General features: G+C 58.6%; 16 protein-coding genes. 8 read left to right on the top strand and 8 right to left on the bottom strand.

Going from position 1 to position 17,215, the window contains the following annotated elements:
• Positions 1–16 precede the first annotated feature (16 nt).
• Positions 17–907: a DMT family transporter gene (locus tag ABMA60_RS04110; RefSeq protein WP_392799115.1), complete on the bottom strand. Its 891-nt coding sequence runs from the start codon at positions 905–907 to the stop codon at positions 17–19.
• An 80-nt stretch (positions 908–987) separates the two neighbouring features.
• On the bottom strand, positions 988–2,136 hold the full coding sequence (locus ABMA60_RS04115) for a hypothetical protein (protein ID WP_392799118.1): 1,149 nt from the start codon (positions 2,134–2,136) through the stop codon (positions 988–990).
• Between the two features lie 172 nt (positions 2,137–2,308).
• Between ABMA60_RS04115 and ABMA60_RS04120 the strand changes: the two genes are divergently transcribed.
• The gene (locus tag ABMA60_RS04120) at positions 2,309–2,770 is read left to right on the top strand and encodes a GNAT family N-acetyltransferase (RefSeq protein WP_392799120.1); all 462 of its coding nucleotides are present in this window, start codon (positions 2,309–2,311) and stop codon (positions 2,768–2,770) included.
• Here the strand turns inward: ABMA60_RS04120 and ABMA60_RS04125 are convergent.
• Positions 2,767–3,171: a DUF6220 domain-containing protein gene (locus tag ABMA60_RS04125; protein ID WP_392799123.1), complete on the bottom strand. Its 405-nt coding sequence runs from the start codon at positions 3,169–3,171 to the stop codon at positions 2,767–2,769. The genes ABMA60_RS04120 and ABMA60_RS04125 overlap by 4 nt on opposite strands.
• Before the next feature lie 2 nt (positions 3,172–3,173).
• A complete protein-coding gene (locus ABMA60_RS04130) occupies positions 3,174–3,734 on the bottom strand; it encodes an NAD(P)H-dependent oxidoreductase (RefSeq protein WP_392799125.1) in 561 nt (186 codons plus the stop codon).
• A 106-nt stretch (positions 3,735–3,840) separates the two neighbouring features.
• Here ABMA60_RS04130 and ABMA60_RS04135 point away from each other — a divergent pair, with 106 nt between their 5' ends.
• On the top strand, positions 3,841–4,737 hold the full coding sequence (locus ABMA60_RS04135; protein WP_392799128.1) for a LysR family transcriptional regulator: 897 nt from the start codon (positions 3,841–3,843) through the stop codon (positions 4,735–4,737).
• An 81-nt stretch (positions 4,738–4,818) separates the two neighbouring features.
• Here the strand turns inward: ABMA60_RS04135 and ABMA60_RS04140 are convergent, their stop codons facing one another.
• The 4 genes from ABMA60_RS04140 to ABMA60_RS04155 form a co-directional block, all read right to left on the bottom strand.
• Positions 4,819–5,661: a carbohydrate ABC transporter permease gene (locus ABMA60_RS04140; protein ID WP_392799131.1), complete on the bottom strand. Its 843-nt coding sequence runs from the start codon at positions 5,659–5,661 to the stop codon at positions 4,819–4,821.
• A gap of 9 nt (positions 5,662–5,670) precedes the next feature.
• Complete coding sequence (locus tag ABMA60_RS04145; protein ID WP_392799134.1) at positions 5,671–6,630, bottom strand: carbohydrate ABC transporter permease; 960 nt, start codon at positions 6,628–6,630, stop codon at positions 5,671–5,673.
• Positions 6,631–6,731: 101 nt separating this feature from the next.
• The gene (locus ABMA60_RS04150; protein WP_392799136.1) at positions 6,732–7,985 is read right to left on the bottom strand and encodes an ABC transporter substrate-binding protein; all 1,254 of its coding nucleotides are present in this window, start codon (positions 7,983–7,985) and stop codon (positions 6,732–6,734) included.
• A gap of 157 nt (positions 7,986–8,142) precedes the next feature.
• Complete coding sequence (locus tag ABMA60_RS04155) at positions 8,143–10,008, bottom strand: beta-N-acetylhexosaminidase (RefSeq protein WP_392799139.1); 1,866 nt, start codon at positions 10,006–10,008, stop codon at positions 8,143–8,145.
• A 160-nt stretch (positions 10,009–10,168) separates the two neighbouring features.
• Between ABMA60_RS04155 and ABMA60_RS04160 the strand changes: the two genes are divergently transcribed.
• From ABMA60_RS04160 to ABMA60_RS04185, 6 genes are all read left to right on the top strand, one after another.
• Positions 10,169–11,077, top strand: coding sequence for a BadF/BadG/BcrA/BcrD ATPase family protein (locus ABMA60_RS04160; RefSeq protein WP_392799142.1), 909 nt, complete (start codon positions 10,169–10,171; stop codon positions 11,075–11,077).
• On the top strand, positions 11,077–11,856 hold the full coding sequence (locus ABMA60_RS04165; protein ID WP_392799145.1) for a GntR family transcriptional regulator: 780 nt from the start codon (positions 11,077–11,079) through the stop codon (positions 11,854–11,856). Before ABMA60_RS04160 ends, ABMA60_RS04165 begins: the two co-directional genes overlap by 1 nt.
• 25 nt (positions 11,857–11,881) lie before the next feature.
• On the top strand, positions 11,882–13,021 hold the full coding sequence (gene nagA / locus ABMA60_RS04170) for an N-acetylglucosamine-6-phosphate deacetylase (protein ID WP_392799148.1): 1,140 nt from the start codon (positions 11,882–11,884) through the stop codon (positions 13,019–13,021).
• A 29-nt stretch (positions 13,022–13,050) separates the two neighbouring features.
• The gene (nagB, locus tag ABMA60_RS04175) at positions 13,051–13,833 is read left to right on the top strand and encodes a glucosamine-6-phosphate deaminase (RefSeq protein ID WP_392799151.1); all 783 of its coding nucleotides are present in this window, start codon (positions 13,051–13,053) and stop codon (positions 13,831–13,833) included.
• Between the two features lie 53 nt (positions 13,834–13,886).
• On the top strand, positions 13,887–14,810 hold the full coding sequence (locus ABMA60_RS04180) for a 2-hydroxyacid dehydrogenase (protein WP_392799154.1): 924 nt from the start codon (positions 13,887–13,889) through the stop codon (positions 14,808–14,810).
• Positions 14,811–15,257: 447 nt separating this feature from the next.
• Entirely contained in the window at positions 15,258–17,039 is a 1,782-nt protein-coding gene (locus ABMA60_RS04185; protein WP_392799157.1) for an acyl-CoA dehydrogenase C-terminal domain-containing protein, read from the top strand.
• Positions 17,040–17,215 lie beyond the last annotated feature (176 nt).

A 17,215-nucleotide genomic window follows, 5' to 3' on the forward strand; every position in this document is an offset into this window, starting at 1 on the left:
CGGCAGCCTCAATTGCTCACGAGACCTGCCGCCTCGCCTTGCTTTGCTGAATCCACAAGCCCGCAACGATCAAACCCAGGCCGCCAAAGGTCAGCCATTGCAGCGGTTCACCGAGCACGAAGTGGATTAAAAACAGGCTGATAAAGGGCGATAGAAAAATCAGTGTGCCGATGCGACTGGCGTTGTTGGTGTGGTGCATTGCCAGCTGCCAGAACACGAAAGTGATGCCCATCTCGAACACCCCAACATAGGCCAGGCTGGCGGTTACCTGCCATTGGTCCAGGGCTGGCAAACCATCGCGCCACAGCATCCACAGCACCAGTATTGGCAGGGCGTAAACAAAGTTCTGGAACAAACCAATGATCGGCGGACGCTCATCGCGGGTATTCACCAGCCAGTAGCCCGCCCAGAGCAGCGTCGACGCCAACGCCAGAAACAGACCGAAATAATCCAGCGACCCACTGACGTTTTGCCCGGCAATGGAAATAAACACCACGCCGGAATAACCGAGCAACATGCCGATTAAATCCCAGCGCGTCAGTTTGTGACCGAGAAAGGGCACCGACAACAAACCCAGAGTAATCGCCCAGGTGTAATTCACCGGCTGCGCTACTTGTGCCGGCAAGCGGTCGTAGGCTTCGAACAGGACTGCGTAGTAGATAACCGGATTAATTAACCCCAGGCGAAAGGCGGCGTTGCGATCGGACCAAAGCCGTTTTATGGCCGTTGATAATTCGCCGCGTATCGCCAACGTCGCCATCAGCGCGGCAACAGAAAACAGCGCCGCGCCGGCCATTAATTGGCTGACGCTGACGTGCTGCAAGGCAACTTTAAAAGCGGTGGCGACGGTGGACCAGAGCAGGACAGCGATCAGGGCGTAACCCAGAGCGCGGCGTTCGGATGACATGCAACAACCTCGGCGATCAACAACGGCGAGCCAGACTAAGCGCGAAGCTCGCTGGCTGCAACGTTGTCAGTGTGCGTCGATCAGAATTGCCACTCCACATACCAGCCGCCGGACAGGCTGTTGTAGTTGCTCAGGTCTTCACGCAGTTTCCAGGTGAACATCCAACCGACATTGGGGCCGGAGGCGGAGTTGGTTTTGATGTTGATATTGGTCTGGGCGTAATCCCTGGCTTCATACTCCCGGCCGTTGTCGAGCGTCGTGCTAAAGGGCTGCGCATCGACGTAATAGAGGCTGGTTTCGACGGTGATGTCGCGGTTATCGAACAGCCGATAACCGATGCCGACACCGAATACGTCGTAGCGACTGCTGTCGTTGTGGACGTAGTGGTTGTTGTTGGCAATGCCGGCGCGTTCTTCGCCCCAGAAGGTCGATACGCCGATGCGGTTATCGACCCACAAACCCAATCCCCAGCGGTTGGTGCTCAGCGCCAGTTCGTCCGGGTCGGCCGAGTTATTGCCGTCCCAGGTGTAGAACAGGGTGAAGTCCAGGTTGTCGTAAGGGTCGTCTTTTTCTTTGCGCTCAATGCGCAAATCGCCGTGGGTTCCGGGAGCGGGCGTGACCGGACCGAAATCGCTCTGATCGAGGCGGAAATAGAACTGGCCATTCATGGTCAGGCTGACGCGGTCGTCTTTGTAGGTGAATGACTGGTCGCCTTCGAAGCCATCGAAGTTCAGCCGATAGCCGTTCAGTCGTTGCGGGTCGTCAGCCTGCAACTGGCTGCGTAAATCACTGGCGGCCTGGGTTTCAATACGACGTTTGCAGGCAGCCGCTTCATTGGCGTTGCTGCATTCTGCGCTGTATTCACCGTCGATGGTTTCGATGCGTCCATTAAGTGGTTCGGGTTCAGCAGCACCGTCGTCCGACGCCACCGCGATGGCCGCCCAGCGAGCGTCGACACGGCAACCCGGTTGGGCATTCAGCGCGTCGGCCGGCAGCCGTTCGTCGGTGCGCGAGCGCAATTCGATGCGTCTAGCCTGGGGCCGGCTTTCAGCCAGAAAGGCCGCTTCAAAATCGGCCAGTGCTTCGGCTTCCGCCTGGTTAAAGGCGATGTCACACGCCTCGGCAACGGTCGCTGCGCGCGCTGTGGCACTGGCGTTAAAGGGGCCTTCTTCGGCCATCAACCCTGGACTGATAACCAGGGCTGAAAGCGCAATCAACAGCGGGCGCATGTTCTATCCTCTTCGGGTTCTGATGCTCAAGGTGAGCACCATAATAACAGCGGATCGGTGAGTGACAGTGCTGGTGGTCATCTTTGGCGCAGCGATGGCCATCAATGGTCTGCTTTTCCAAGCCGCTCAGGCTGCTGTTAAAGTAGCCTCGCTCTGGTCCCAGGAACTCAAAATGTCTGATCTGATCGTGTCACTGCAGCAACTACCGGCCCCTCCTGCCTTGCCGGAGGGTTATCAAATACAGCCTGCTCAGGCCTGGGACCGGGAGCTGATTGTCGATTGGGTGCGCCGTGAATTCGGCGCCGGCTGGGCCAGTGAAGTGGCCAATGGTTTAAGCGGCCATCCCAGCCGGGTATTGATTGCGCGCCGTGGTGCGCAATTGCTCGGCTTTGCCTGTTTCGATGTTACGTTTCCCGGCTTCTTTGGCCCGACCGGTGTTAACGAAGCGGCGCGCGGACTGGGTTTGGGCAAGGCCTTATTGGTGGAAGCGCTGCACCGCCTAAAGCAGCGCGGTTATGTGTACGGCTTTATTGGCGATGCCGGACCGGTGGATTTCTACCGCAAAGCGGTGGGCGCGGTGCTCGTCCCTGAACCACTGGCCGGCGCTTACACCGATCCGTTAGAACCGCATTAACGCCCGCTGTGACTGCGCATGATCTTGGCGACCAACACTAGGGCGGTCAGCAATAACAAGCCGGCGTTGAACGGATGCAGCGCCAGAAGCCAGCCCAGGCCGGCTTCCTGTCCGATTGCCATGGTCAGCACCTGCAGCAGGTAGAGTAATGCCATCAGGCTGGCCCACCAGCGCAGCGCCCGCACCGGCTGCTGCCACCAACTGGCAATCAGAATCCAGCTCACCGGCACGATCAACAGCATGCCCAGACTGGCGTGTGCGTCCCACCAGGCGGGTTGCTGAAACAGACCCAGGCCCGCCAGCAGCAGTTGACCCAGCATCAATAACGGCAGGCTGATCGCGGCCAGTTTAAAGGGGTTGGGCGCGAGTTTTTCGCTACGAGAGTTGAAGCTTGCAGTCATCTTCAGGCCTCCCCGGTCAGAGCGGTCTGGGTTTGCCAGGCCTGGATCTGCTGAACATAGCTCTGGCAGGCCAGCGCCAGCTCTGCATCGCTTAGGCGATCAGCCTGAAAGAGCACAAAGGGCTCAGCCCAGGGCAAGCCACAACGGCGGGCGGTCGCCTGCAGCGGTGTCAGCAGGGTCGATAAGGGAAAACCATTCTGACCCTCGGGTTGATAAGCCTCAGGGGTGTTACCGGCGGTGACCGCCAGCATGATTGGCGTGCCTTCGAAGTGTCGGCCTTCTTCCTGATAAGCCAGATAAAACAGTCGCGTCAGCACCTGATCCTGCCAGCTCTGCAGTAAAGGCGGAGTGGAATACCATTGAATGGGGAACTGCAGCACGAGTCGATCGGTGGCCAGTAGACGAGCCACCTCATGGTCGACATCAAGATTGCCATCGGCATAGCGCTTCTGCATATCCACGCCGTCGACATCGGGCAGCCGGTTTGCCGCGGCGAGTAAGGCGGTATTGGCGCGTGATGGCAGGTAGCGGGAATGGAACATCAGCACAGTGGTCTGAGACATCAGGGTGTCCTCCTTTGGGTTGTGGAGAGCACCTTGACGCTGACTAGGTTATTTATCTAACGGATAAAATATATAATTAATTATTCATTCTATAGATATATCAACGATGAACCTGAGAAGTGTCGATCTGAATTTGCTGGTGATTCTCAATGCCCTGCTGGAAGAACGCCATGTCAGCCGTGCGGCCCAACGCCTGCACCTGTCGCAGCCGGCGACGTCCAGCGCTTTGGAGCGTTGCCGGCATCTGTTCGATGACGCCTTGCTGATTCGCGGTCGTGGTGAAATGCGGCTTACCATCAAAGCTGAAGCCTTACGTCAGCCGCTGCACCGTCTGCTGCAGGACACCGAACAACTGCTGCAGCCGGAGCCCACCGAATTGCACCAGCTCAGCCAGCGCATTCGGCTGTGCACGGCCGATATTCCGGCATCCCAGGTGATTGGCCCGCTGTATCGACAGCTTGAACGTCAGGCACCGAATCTCGATCTGGTGGTGCAGCCCTGGCATGGTGCCGATGCCGCTCTGGATGCCCTGGCGCGTGGTGAAACGGATCTGGCGTTGTCGGTGTTTCCCAGCGTTGGTGTGAGCTTTCGTCGAGTGGAATTGATGCAGCAGCAATACTGCGTCGCCATGCGCGCCCAGCACCCTGCGGCGGCAAATTTTGATCTGGATGCCTGGCTCGATTACCCGCACATCCTGGTGTCCGGCCGTGGCGAAACCCAGGGTGCTTTGGATCAGGCGTTGCAGGCTATAGGGCGCCGTCGTCGGGTGGGTTTGGTGGTGCCGAACTTTCAGGCGGTTCCTGCCATGCTGCGCGATTCGGACTTGATCTGTATGTTGCCGCGAGGCTGCCTCAATGATGATGCGGTTGGACTGGCCGTGTTCGAGCCACCGATAGCAGTCGAAGGGTTTCCATTGCATCTGGCCTGGCATCGTCGCAGCGATCAGGATCGTGCCGTTCAGTTTGTTCGTGAGTCGCTGCAGTCGGTGTTAAGGGAGTTATAAAAAAGCCCTCACAAGGAGGGCAAGAACGAAGACGGCGTTGCGCTGTGCGATGACCACCAGAACAACGCCATGCAGGATTACTTACTCTTTAACGCCACCCTGAGTCAGGCCAGCAATAAACTGCTTCGATGCCAGCATAAAGGCGATGATGGTTGGCCCCATCATGATCAGAATGCCGGCGAACATCATGTGCCATTGAATGGCGAATTGCTGATTAAAGCGTTGCAGACCGAGGGTTAACGGATAGTTGGCTTCGCTTTGCAAAAAGATCAGCGGCAGGAAGTATTCGTTCCACGCCTGCACAAACGTCAGCAAGGCGATGGTGGCAATGGCCGGGCGCACCAATGGAAAAATAATGCGCCGATAGACGGTGAAGGGCAGTGCGCCATCCATCTTGGCGGCCTCTTCCAGTTCGGTGGAAATATTCTTCATAAAGCTGACCAGAATAAAGACCGCCACCGGCATCATGCTGGCGCTCTGTACCAGAATCACCCCGAGCAGGGTGTCGAGTAAACCCAGTCCGCGCACGATGTCGAACAGCGGCGCCAATGCCAGCCGAATCGGAATAATCACCCCGACCAGAAACAGCATAAAAATAAAGGTGCTGCCGCGAAATGGCATACGCGCCAACACAAAGGCCGTGGTGCTGGCGCAGAAGGTCACCAGTATCACCGAACTGATGGAAATGATTGCCGAGTTCAAAAAATACTGCGCGAAATTGGCGTTGACCCAGGCTTTGGCAAAGTTGCTCCAGGTGACCGGATCGGGCAGGCCGAAGGGTTCGCGAAATACCTGGCCGACGTTGGGTTTTAACGAGTTCAAAACCGCAGCGCCGAACGGCACCAAAACCACGACCACCCAGGCCAGCATGATTAACTGAACCACTAACTGTTCGCGTTTGTTGAGTTTGAAAATCTTATCCATGCGTCACCCTCAACTGCTGCGCAGATTCTTCAGCGCCAGGAAGATGGCGGCCGGTAAAATTAACAACGCCGTCATCAGGCCAATGGCTGCGGCCATGCCGAAGTTGGTGTCGGTGGTATCGGCGTTGCCGCCGAAGGCGGTGCGGAACAGGAAGGTGCCCATGATGTCGGTTGAACGCAGCGGGCCGGCTTCCGGTCCCATGATCAGCAGTACGTAGTCGGCGTTGTTGAACACATCGACCATGACGATGACGGTGATCAACACAAAGGCCGGGCCGAGCACTGGCAGCACCACATTGCGGATCGATTGCCAGCGGTTGGCGCCGTCGAGCATCGAAGCTTCGAGCAGGTCGGAACGCACCGCCAGAATGCCTGACAGAATCAACATGATGGCAAAACCCATGCGGTGCCAGGTGTAGAACATCGCCATGGTAATAAGGGCGGTATCCTGATCACCTAAAAACGGAATGGCGCTGTCGACCAGGCCGGTTTGCACCAGAAAAGCGTTGAGCGGACCGCGTGGATGCACGAACAAATCAAGCAGATAGGCTACGGCTGCACCGGCCATCGGGTAGGGCAAAAAGAACAATACCTGATAGGTTTTCCGGCCCCAGGTTTTGAAGCTTAACAGCAACGCCAGAGCGGTGCCGATGATCAGAAACGAGCCGATAATAACGATGAAAAAAATCACGTTTTGCACCAGCGCATTGAGCATCTGGTCGCGGTAATAATCCTGCGTCAGCACCTTGGCAAAATTGTCAAAGCCGACAAATTCTTTCGGGCCAATGCCCGGCCATTTCACCAGGCTCAGTGAGAACAGCGCCATCAGCGGAATAAAATTAAAAATGCCGTAGAGCAGCACGCCAGGCGTTAATAAGAGGGTGCGCTGAATTTTTTCCAGGGCGGTATAGCTGAGCCAGGAGCGGGATTGGAAATCCGTTGTTGGGTCAGAGTCAGAGTGTCGCGTCATGATTGAAAGTCACACGGGCAGAAGGTCGGGGAAGAGCAGGGGGCGGGTCGATAATCGACCCGCCTCGATGACCGGCAAGCCCGGTCAGGTTAGCGCAACGATCACAGTGCGCAGTGGTCAGCACCGATGTAACCGGCGTTGTTCAGACCGCTCTGGATATGCTCGGCCAGTTCGCGGGCAGTGATTTCACCCGCCAGCAGTTGCTGCATGCCTTCGGAAACCAGCGGACGATAACCCGGATCAACGCTGATCAGCGCATCGTGGAAGAACGGCTGAGCCGCCAAAGAGTTGCTGGAAATCATTTCCGCTGCGGCCTGAACGCGGGCGTTGTTCACATCCACAGGATGGTTGGAGGCAGGAACCGCTTCGACCATGTCGGCGAACAGCTGGGCGAACATCGGCGTGGTGTAGAACTCCATCACTTTCTTGACGGCGTCGATGTCGTCCGAATTCGGGTTGTACGCCAGGTGCGCATCGGTAAAGCCGTACACCTTGTTGGCATTACCCGGAATGGCCATAAAGCCCAGCTCCAGGCTCGGGTCGATCTGGTACATCGGTGACGCCGGGGTGGCGGACCAGATGCCGTCGATCATCATCGCCGAAGTGCCCAGAGCAACGCCGGTACGCATGGCGCCGTAGTCGTCGGCCAGCGGGTTGGGGTTCAGGTAGCCAGCGTCCTGCCAGGATTTGAAGCGTTCCATGGCATCGACGTAGATGTCGTCGGTAAAGCAGGCTTCGCCGGCGACCACTTGCTGTGCCCAGTCATCGCTGGTCATACCGGCGAGAATGGTTTCGTGCAGTACCTGGTTCAGGTACCAGCCATCGCGACCGTCAACGTGCATTGGCACGATGCCCTGATCTTTCAGCTCAGCAAAGGCGGCTTCCAGTTCGTCCAGGGTGGTCGGCGCGCCATCGAAGACGGCCTTGTTGTAGAGGATGGATTCCATCTGCATGACAAAAGGCACGCCATAGACCTGACCATCGCTGCCGGTGGCGCCGGCCAGAGCGGCTTCGCCGAAGGCACTCATATCGAGACCCAGCTCAGACACCGGAGCGGCAACGCCGGCATCAATCCAGGGCTGCATCCAGGCCGAACCGGCTTTGGCGTGGTACAGGTCTGGGCGATTGGTCTGCATGTCGATACGCAGTTTGGATTCGATGTCCTCGGTATAAACGTTCAGGTTGACCTGCACGCCGGGAATCAGATTTTTTTCATTGATGTAGTCGAACAGGGCTTCGTCCTGAACGCGCCAGGTATAGAGTTCCACGACGGTGTCTTCAGCGAAAGCCAGCTGGCTGGTTGCCAGCGTCGCTGCAGCGGTGGCTAGTGCCAGGGAGTGCTTAATGAGTTTCATACGAACCTCGTTTGTTGTTATGTCAAAATGGGCCATGCGAAATGGTAAGCCCAATATAGTACCAATGATAGGACCAGGCAATACCAAGCAGCTATGCTGGCTTTTTTTGCCGACGTTCTCCGCTAACTCCTTGTTTTTCTGTCGTTTTTGCGTCGTTTTACCAACCCAGGGAGGTATCGCGGCCCTGAACGCCCAGCTGGGCAAGTAAGGCCATCCAGTGTTCGGCGCGGGCTTCGAAATCGGCAAATTCGCCGTTCTGGTTAGAGCCCCAGGCGACTTCCGCCAGGCCCAGCAAGCGTGGAAACCACATAAATTCGGCTTGTTCCGGGCTGGTGATGACTTCGCTCCACAGGCAGGCCTGAACGCCCTGGATATTCCCGGTGGCGGCGTCCGACAGTCCGGCGCTGGGGTTGTAGTGCCAGACGGCGCTCAGATCGACGGTGCCAGCCCAGTAATAACCCGGATCTTCCGGACGATCGCTGACCGCCAGGTCGAAATAGCAGTGCTGCGCCGGTGTCATCACCACCGGATGACCGGCTTCGGCCGCAGCCTGACCGGCCTCGACGCCCTGCCAGGAGAGAATCCAGGTGTTCGCGCTGACGGCATGACCGGTGCGGATCTCCTCCCAACCCATGGCGGTTTTGCCATGCGCCTGAACCGCTTGTTCCAGCTCGGCCATAAAGACGCCGTGCAGCTCTTCCGGCTTGCGCTGCTGCTGTTGCGCCCAGCTTTTTGCCGCCGGAGAACCAAGCCAGGCGCCTTGCGGCACCTCGTCGGAACCGAGATGAAACAGCGGGCCGTCGAAGAGTTCGCACCATTCGTCGATGAGGGTGCGAATCACCGTCTGAGTGGCGGGCAGTGCTGGGTTAATGACGTTGTCGTTATGGTGTTGAACGCTGCGATAGACCGATTGATCCTCGGCCTCGACCAGCTCAGGCAGCGCCTTGAGCAACGCCCGACAATGGCCTGGCACATCCATTTCCGGCACCACGGTGATCCCCAGTTCCCTGGCGCGCTGAACGGTGGCGCGAATCTCATCGGCGCTGTAGCAGCCGCCATAAGGCTGGGCGCCAGTGCCCATTTGCGGTGGCAGGGCCTGGTCCGGCCCTCGCCAGGCGGCGATCTGCTCGATTTGTGGATAGGCTTTGCTGGGCACGCGCCAGCCGTCGTCGTCGGTGAGGTGCCAATGGAAGTGATTGAGTTGGAACAGCGCCAACAGATCGAGCCACTGTTGAATCGGCTCGGCCGCGAAGAAGTGGCGCACCACATCCAGATGCACGCCGCGATAACCAAATCGTGGCGTGCCGGCCAGTTCAACAGCGGGCAGCGAACCGGCCAGAGGCCACTGCAGCAGATACTGCATCAGATAGGCCTGACCGGCCTGGAAACCGGCGTCGTCGCGATAAGCCAGGTCGATGCCGTTGCCGGTAATTTGCAGATGAAAGTCGCTGACCAGGTCGGGTTTGTGCTGCCCAATAATCGTCAAGCCGGTCGCTGACAGCGTCGGCACCGACGCTGCCTTAAGTCGGCCGTACAGGCGCTGCAGCCAGGCAGAGTTCCAGCGTTCGCCGGCGAAATTCAACGCGGTTGGGCAAGGCAGTAGGCTGGGCTCAAGCTTGAAATGCTCCGGCTGTGGCAGCAGCACCAGCTTGCCTTCTGGCATTGGCTGCGCTGGGAAGGTGCTGCGTTCGGCTTCGCCCGGCAATATCACCTCGGCGCGCTGCTTGCCCGCTTGCAGATAAACCCCATCGGGCCGGTCGGTCAGTTTGCGCAGGCTGCCGGCACCGGCAAAACGGATGCGCAGTGGCTTGGTTCCGTCCCAGGCGTTGTCCAACTGCAGCCGATGCCAATCGCCCTGGCACTCGACCAGCTGGGCGCCTTCGATGCAGGCTGCATCGACCGGGTGCAGCAGGCTGAAACACAGTTCCGTCGCGGTGAATTCGACGGCCTGGACCGGCCAGTACAGGCTGACTTGGTAGCCCTCGGCGGTCGGTCGAATGTCGGCGGTGGCGTTGAGCGTCATTAGCGTTGTCCTCAGTCCGGTTGCTGGCGTTGCAAAACCCAAAGGTATTATATTGGTATTGTTGCGGCTAGTGAAAGGTTGTAATCTAGCTGTCTAACAGCCGACTTCGATTTTGGCGTCGGAATAAGAATGACACGCGAATACAGGAAGCTTCGATTCGATGACCACGGGAACTTCGTTGCCGACGTTTTATATGGGCATTGATGGTGGTGGCACCGCTTGTCGGGTGCGTCTGACGGACGCCGACGGCCGGGTTCTGGCACAGGCCCGCAGCGGCAGTGCCAATGTGTTTCAAAGCGCTGAGGTGAGTTGGCAATCGATCGATGCTGCCACCAGTGAGGTGCTTGCCCAGGCCGGACTGTCCGCCGAGACGCGCCAGCAGATCGTGGTCGCAGCGGGTTTGGCCGGGTCCGAATTCGCCTCCGCCGCCGAGCAATTTCTGCAGCGTGATCATGGCTTTGCCCACTTCGATTTATTCAACGATGGTCAGATTGCCTGCGTCGGCGCTCATGGTGGTGCCGATGGCACCTTGCTGATCGTCGGTACCGGTATCATCGGTTTTAATTACAGTGGCGGTGACTGGCGCCGCGTCTCGGGCTGGGGGTTTCCGCTCGACGATGCCGCCAGTGGCGCCTGGCTCGGTTTGCAAGCGATGCGCCGGGCCTTGGCGCAGCGCGATGGTCTGGCGCCCACCTCTGCATTGACCGAGGCCGTCTGGGCGCGTTTTGAGGGTTCCGACAGTGGTCTTATTGGCTGGGCCCAAAAAGCCCGCTCGGTCGATTACGGTGAGTTGGCGCCCTTAGTCGTGCGTTGTTTTGAACAAGGCGATGTCCATGCCCAGGCCATTGTTGACGAGCAAACCCGGGTGCTCGATCAGTTATTGGACGCCTTGCAGCAGCCAGCGCAGCCGTTGGTTGTGCAGGGTGGTTTGGCTGACTTTGTGTCGGCGCATCTGGCGGCCCGGCATCGCGAGCGTTTGCGTGAACCTCAGGGTGATGCGCTCGACGGCGCGCTGCGCCTGGCTCGACGTTCGAACCCGTCCTCGCAACGACAAGGGAGTGCACGCTGATGTCATCCATACCGGTACGTGGCGATCGGGAACTGATTGCCTTTCTGACCCCGGATCCGAATCAGGCCGGGTCGCTCTATACCCAATTAGCGCGTTCGCTGAGCCAGGCCATTCATGAAGGTCTGCTCAAGGACGGCGACTATTTATTGCCGCAACGCGAACTGGCCGAAGCGCTGGGCGTGTCGCGGGTGACGGTACGCAAGGCGATTGAAACCCTGGTCAGCGAAGGTCTGCTGCGCCAGCGTCAGGGCGCCGGTACCGTGGTCACTTCCGGTGGCAAGCAGTCGATTCACAAGAATTTGTCGGTGCTCAACAGCTTTACCGAAGACATGGCCATGCGCGGTATGCGGCCCTCGTCGCGTTGGGTCAGCCGGCAGACGTTGCAGTCCTCACCGCGCGAGGCGATGGCGTTGAATCTGTCACCCGGTGCGCGCATCGGTCGTTTTACCCGGGTGCGTTTTGCCAGCGAAACGCCGATGGCCTATGAGATTGCTACGGTGCCAACCAGCATCATCGGCGACGCCGAAAAAGTCGGCGATTCGCTCTATCAGGCACTCGATAGGGTCCGCGCCCGGCCGGTGCGCGCGCTGCAAACCATGACCGCGCACAACGCCGACGCCGAGGTGGCGCGTTATCTGAAAATTGCTCCCGGTGATGCGGTGCTGTACATCGAGCGCCAGGGTTTTGATGCCAACAACCGGCCGGTGGAATTTACCCGCTCCTGGTATCGCGGCGACATCTACGACTTTGTGACCGAACTGTCGGTCAGTACTGATTAAACGCCTGCCGGCGGAAGGACAGCTTATGCACACGGCCTTGATTGCACCCAGTCTCTTTGATGGCGTCACACGCCATGGTCCCTCGGCCTTGCTGATTGACGGCGAGACGGTGCGCGGGCGGGTGGCGGTGTCTGAGGTGCCGTCGCAGTATCAGCGTGAAGAACTGAACCAGGGCGTGCTGACGCCGGGCCTGCTGGATTTGCAGGTTAATGGCGGCGGCGGCGTGCTGTTTAACAACCAGCCCGATGCCGACGCCCTGGCCGCCATGGCGCAAGGTCATGCCAGTGCTGGTGTTGCACGCATTCTGGCAACGCTGATCAGTGACCGCCTGGCGGTGACTGAAGCCGGTGTTGCTGCGGCGGTCGAAGCGGCCAAGGATCTGCATTCGGGCATTCTCGGCGTGCATGTCGAAGGTCCTTTTTTCAGCCAGGAACGCAATGGCGTACACCATCCCAACTGGCTGCGCCGACTCGATGACGCCGACTGGGCCTGGCTGGAACAGGCCGCCAAGGTGCCGGCCATCATCACCGTGGCGCCCGAGCAGATCGACCCGATTGATATTCAGCGCATGGTGGCGCTTGGGCTGAACGTCAGCGCCGGTCACACCAATGCGCTGCACGATGAAGTGCGCCGGGCCCTCGATGCCGGTTTGTCGGGTTTTACTCATTTGTATAACGCCATGCGACCGCTGACTGGCCGTGAACCAGGCGTGGTCGGTACCGCTCTGGCCGATCAAGAAAGTTGGTGCGGCATCATCGCCGATGGCATTCATGTGCACCCGACGTCGGTGCAGCTGGCGTTGCACGCCAAGCCGCGCGGCAAGCTCTACTTAGTGTCCGATGCCATGGCGACGCTGGGCGCGCAAAGCAAAACCTTCGAGCTCTACGGCGAACAGATTCACGAAGAAAACGGCCGTCTGGTTAACGCTGCCGGTCGTTTGGCGGGCAGTGCCATCTCCTTGGTCGATGCGGTGCGTTATTGCGTGCGCACCCTGAAATTATCGCTCGACGAAGCGGTCGCCATGGCCAGTCGTTATCCGGCCGAATACCTGGGCATCGACGATCGCTTTGGCAGCTTGCACGAAGGCCGGGTCGCCGATGTCAGCTGGTTCGATGACGACCTTAACGTCCAGGGACTTTGGCGCGCCGGTAAACGGCTGTACTGATTCAATAGCGCACGGAATTCGACGCTCTTATGCAGATTGTTATCCTTGATACGCCCGAAGCGGTCGCCCAGTATGGCGCCGATCAATTCGTTGCCCGTTTGCAGAAAAAACCGCAGGCGGTGCTTGGCCTGGCGACTGGTTCGACACCGATTGCGCTGTACCGTGAACTGATTCGCCGTTATCAGGCCGGCGAGGTCAGTTTTGCTCAGGCGCGTTCGTTTAATCTGGATGAATATCTGGGTTTGAGTGGCGAGCATCCGCAAAGTTATCGCCACTTTATGAATCATGAATTATTCAGCCAGATCGACATCGATCCGGCCAATACCCAGGTACCCGACGGTGCTGCCAAAGATCCGCTGGCCGCCTGCGACGCTTACGAAAAAGCGATCAAAGACGCCGGCGGCATCGACCTGCAATTGCTCGGCATCGGCCGCAACGGCCATATCGGTTTTAACGAACCCAGCTCCAGCCTGGCGTCACGCACCCGGGTAAAAACCCTGACGCCGGATACCGTCGAAGCCAACAAACGCTTCTTCAAAGCCGACGAATTCCAACCCAACCTCGCCATCACCATGGGCATCGGCACCATCATGGAAGCGCGGCATATTTTGTTGCTGGCGACCGGTGAGTCCAAGGCTGAGGCGATCCGCGAAGCGGTCGAAGGCCCGGTTGCAGCACGCTGCCCAGCCTCCATTTTGCAGATGCATCCGCGTGCCACCCTGGTACTCGATCGCGCCGCGGCCAAAGGTTTAAAAGACGTCGATTTTTACGAATATATCGAGCGTGAGAACCAGCGTTTGCTGGGCGGATGAGCATCGCTTCGCTGTGATAAAGTGATGCCTCACTTCGCTGTACCGGGTTATCCATGTCTGTTCTCGTTCTGATGAGTGGCTCCGAAAGCCGACTCGATGCCATCGCCCAGGATTTCGCCGACCAGGGGTTTAACGAACCGGTCTGGACTGCTGCCGATGATTACGATCCGGCGGCGGTGGCAATGATCGTCGCCTGGAAACCCGACTCACTCGATTGGTCGACCTTTAATAAGCCTCTGGTGCAAAGCTTTGGCGCTGGCGTCGATCATCTGCTCAGCGCGGGCTTGCCGACCGACTGGCCGGTGGCGCGCTTTATGAGCCAGAGTCTGAAAGACCGAATGGCGCGTTACGTCGGCGCCCAACTCAATAACTGGCAACTCGATATGCCGCGCCTGCTGCGCGCCGAAGATGCGCGCCATTGGGCCTGGCACAACGGCACCTATGGCGAGCGCGTTTTGGTGCTGGGTATGGGTGAACTCGGTCAGACCGTGGCTCGGGCTTTGTTGGCGCAGGGTTACAGCGTCGATGGCTGGAGTCGCTCCGGCCGTGCCATCGACGGTTTGCAAGCGCTGACTGGGGATGCCGGTTTAAGCGCAGGCCTGGCGCGTTGTGATTATCTGATCAACCTCTTGCCGCTGACCGAAGCCACGCGCGGCTTTTTAAACGCCGACCTGTTTCGACGCTGCAAACGCCACCCGGTGGTGATGAATGTCGGTCGCGGCGGCAGTCTGGTTGATGCCGACCTGCTGGCGGCTATCGACGGCGGCCAGCTCAGTGGTGCCATCCTTGATGTCTTTAACACCGAGCCTTTGCCGGCTGATCACGACTTCTGGTCGCATCCGCTGGTGCGGGTTACGCCCCATATCGCCTCGACCAGTGAGCCGTCTGAAGTGATAGCGCTGGCTATTGAAAACCTCAAACGACATCGGGCTGGTGAAGCGCCGTTGTTTCCGGTGGATTTGTCGCGGGAATACTGACTCCAAGCAGCCATTTCGTTCAGTGCCGCCAGGGCCCGAACAGGGCTTCAAGCTGGCACGCTGCAAGTACGTCCCTGTACGCTCGACGGTCGCCCCCGATGTGTCGGACCACCCTGGCGACCGACGGCCAACTTGAAGCCCTGTTCGGACCCAGGCTCTATCCGTGCTGAGCGTGACTGTATTTTCCAGTGACCTTACTCAACGGCGCTGGCACCTTCTTCTAAGCTGCCAATACCACTTTTCCATTCAGACATTCCGCCTCTAATCTTTCCCACCAGGCACCAATCCCAACTTGGTCTAGGCTACCTGTGAATCTGGTGAGCCAGCGCTTGACACCGTGTTAAGCCGAACGTATGTTTCAAACGCTCGTTTGAACCCCTTTCCGACCTGCTGCTGCCGCAGCCGGTCTGGCCGATACCGGCCCTGTTATCGATTAGAGGTGACACCATGCCAGAATACAAAGCGCCCTTGCGTGATATGCAATTCGTCCTGCACGAAGTGCTCGACAGTGAAGCTCATTACCAGGCCATCGGTGCTGAAGACGCCAGTCGCGATATGGTCGACGCCATCATGGGCGAAGCCGCCAAGTTCTGTGAAGAAGTTCTGGCACCGCTGAATCAGGTTGGCGACAAAGAAGGCTGCACCTGGAAGGATGGTGTGGTTACGACGCCGACCGGCTTTAAAGAAGCCTATCAGCAGTGGACTGAAAACGGCTGGCCGTCACTGTCGAACCCGGTGGAATACGGCGGTCAGGGTATGCCGGATTCCATCGGCAATATGGTTTCCGAGATGGTCTCCACCGCGAACTGGGCCTGGGGCATGTATCCAGGGTTGTCGCATGGTGCGATGAACACCCTGGAACTGCACGGCACCGATGAGCAGAAAGACACCTACTTGACCAAGCTGGTGTCCGGCGAATGGACCGGCACCATGTGTCTGACCGAACCGCATTGCGGTTCTGACCTGGGTACGCTGAAATCCAAAGCCGAACCCCAAGCCGACGGTACCTATGCCATTTCCGGCACCAAGATTTTTATCTCCGCCGGTGAGCACGACATGGTCGACAACATCGTCCACATCGTCTTGGCGCGCCTGCCCGATGCACCGGAAGGCACCAAAGGCATTTCGCTGTTTATCGTGCCTAAGGTGCTGCCGGACGGTACCCGCAATGCTGTTGAGTGTGGCTCCATCGAACACAAGATGGGCATCCACGGCAACGCCACCTGCGTGATGAACTTCGATGCCGCCAAAGGCTTCCTGATCGGCCCGCCGAACCAGGGCCTGAAATGCATGTTCACCTTTATGAACTTCGCCCGTCTGGGTACGGCCATGCAGGGTGTGGCCTCGGCAGAACTGTCGTTCCAGGGTGCTCTGGCTTACGCCAAAGATCGTCTGGCGATGCGCAGTCTGTCTGGCCCGAAAGCGCCGGAAAAAGCCGCTGACCCGATCATCGTCCATCCGGATGTACGTCGCATGCTGTTGACCCAGAAAGCCTTCGCCGAAGGCGGCCGTGCCATGCTGATGCACGCCAGCCAGCTGGTCGATACCGTCAAGCGCAGCCAGGACGAAGATACCCGTAAAGACGCCGACGATCTGCTCAGCTTCTTAACGCCCATCGCCAAAGCCTTCCTCACCGAAGTCGGCACCGAAGCCGCCAACCATGGTGTGCAGGTGTTCGGTGGTCACGGCTACATTCAGGAATGGGGCATGGAGCAGATCGTGCGCGATAACCGCATTGCTCAGCTCTATGAAGGCACCACTGGCATTCAGGCGCTCGACCTGCTGGGTCGTAAAGTGCTGATGAGCCAGGGTGAGATGCTGAAGAAATTCACCAAGATCGTGCACAAGTTCTGCAAAGCAAGCTCTGGTAAAGGCGCGCTGAAACCCATCGTTGCTCGTTTGGCGGAAGCCAATAAAGAGTGGGGCGACATGACCATGAAACTGGGCATGAAGGCGATGAAAAACCGCGAAGAAGTCGGCGGTGCGGCGGTCGATTACCTGATGTATTCCGGCTATATCACGCTCGGTTACTACTGGGCGCTGATGGCGGAAAAAGCGCAGCAGGCGATTGATGCCGGCAGCAGCGAAGTGGATTTCTACAACGCCAAGATCAAGACCGCGACCTTCTATTTCGAGCGCATTCTGCCGCGCATCGAAAGCCACAAGCAGGCGATGCTGGCGGGTGTTGATAGCATGATGGATCTGGACGAGGAACATTTCGCGTTCTGATTGTCTGCTGTTCTGGTAAATCGTGGTAAAGGGCCGGTCCGTGCCAGCGGGTCGCCTTATCCGGGGTCGCTGTGAATACGTCCCTGTAAGCTAGGCGGCGGCCGTCCATGGCCGCCGACTCCCCCGGATAAGGCAACCCGCCGTCCCGGACCTCCTGTTGTGCTCTGCGCTGTTAA

Origin of the sequence: Saccharospirillum sp. HFRX-2 (assembly GCF_043196805.1) — a bacterium.
In the GTDB taxonomy this organism is placed as follows: Bacteria; Pseudomonadota; Gammaproteobacteria; order Pseudomonadales; family Natronospirillaceae; genus Saccharospirillum.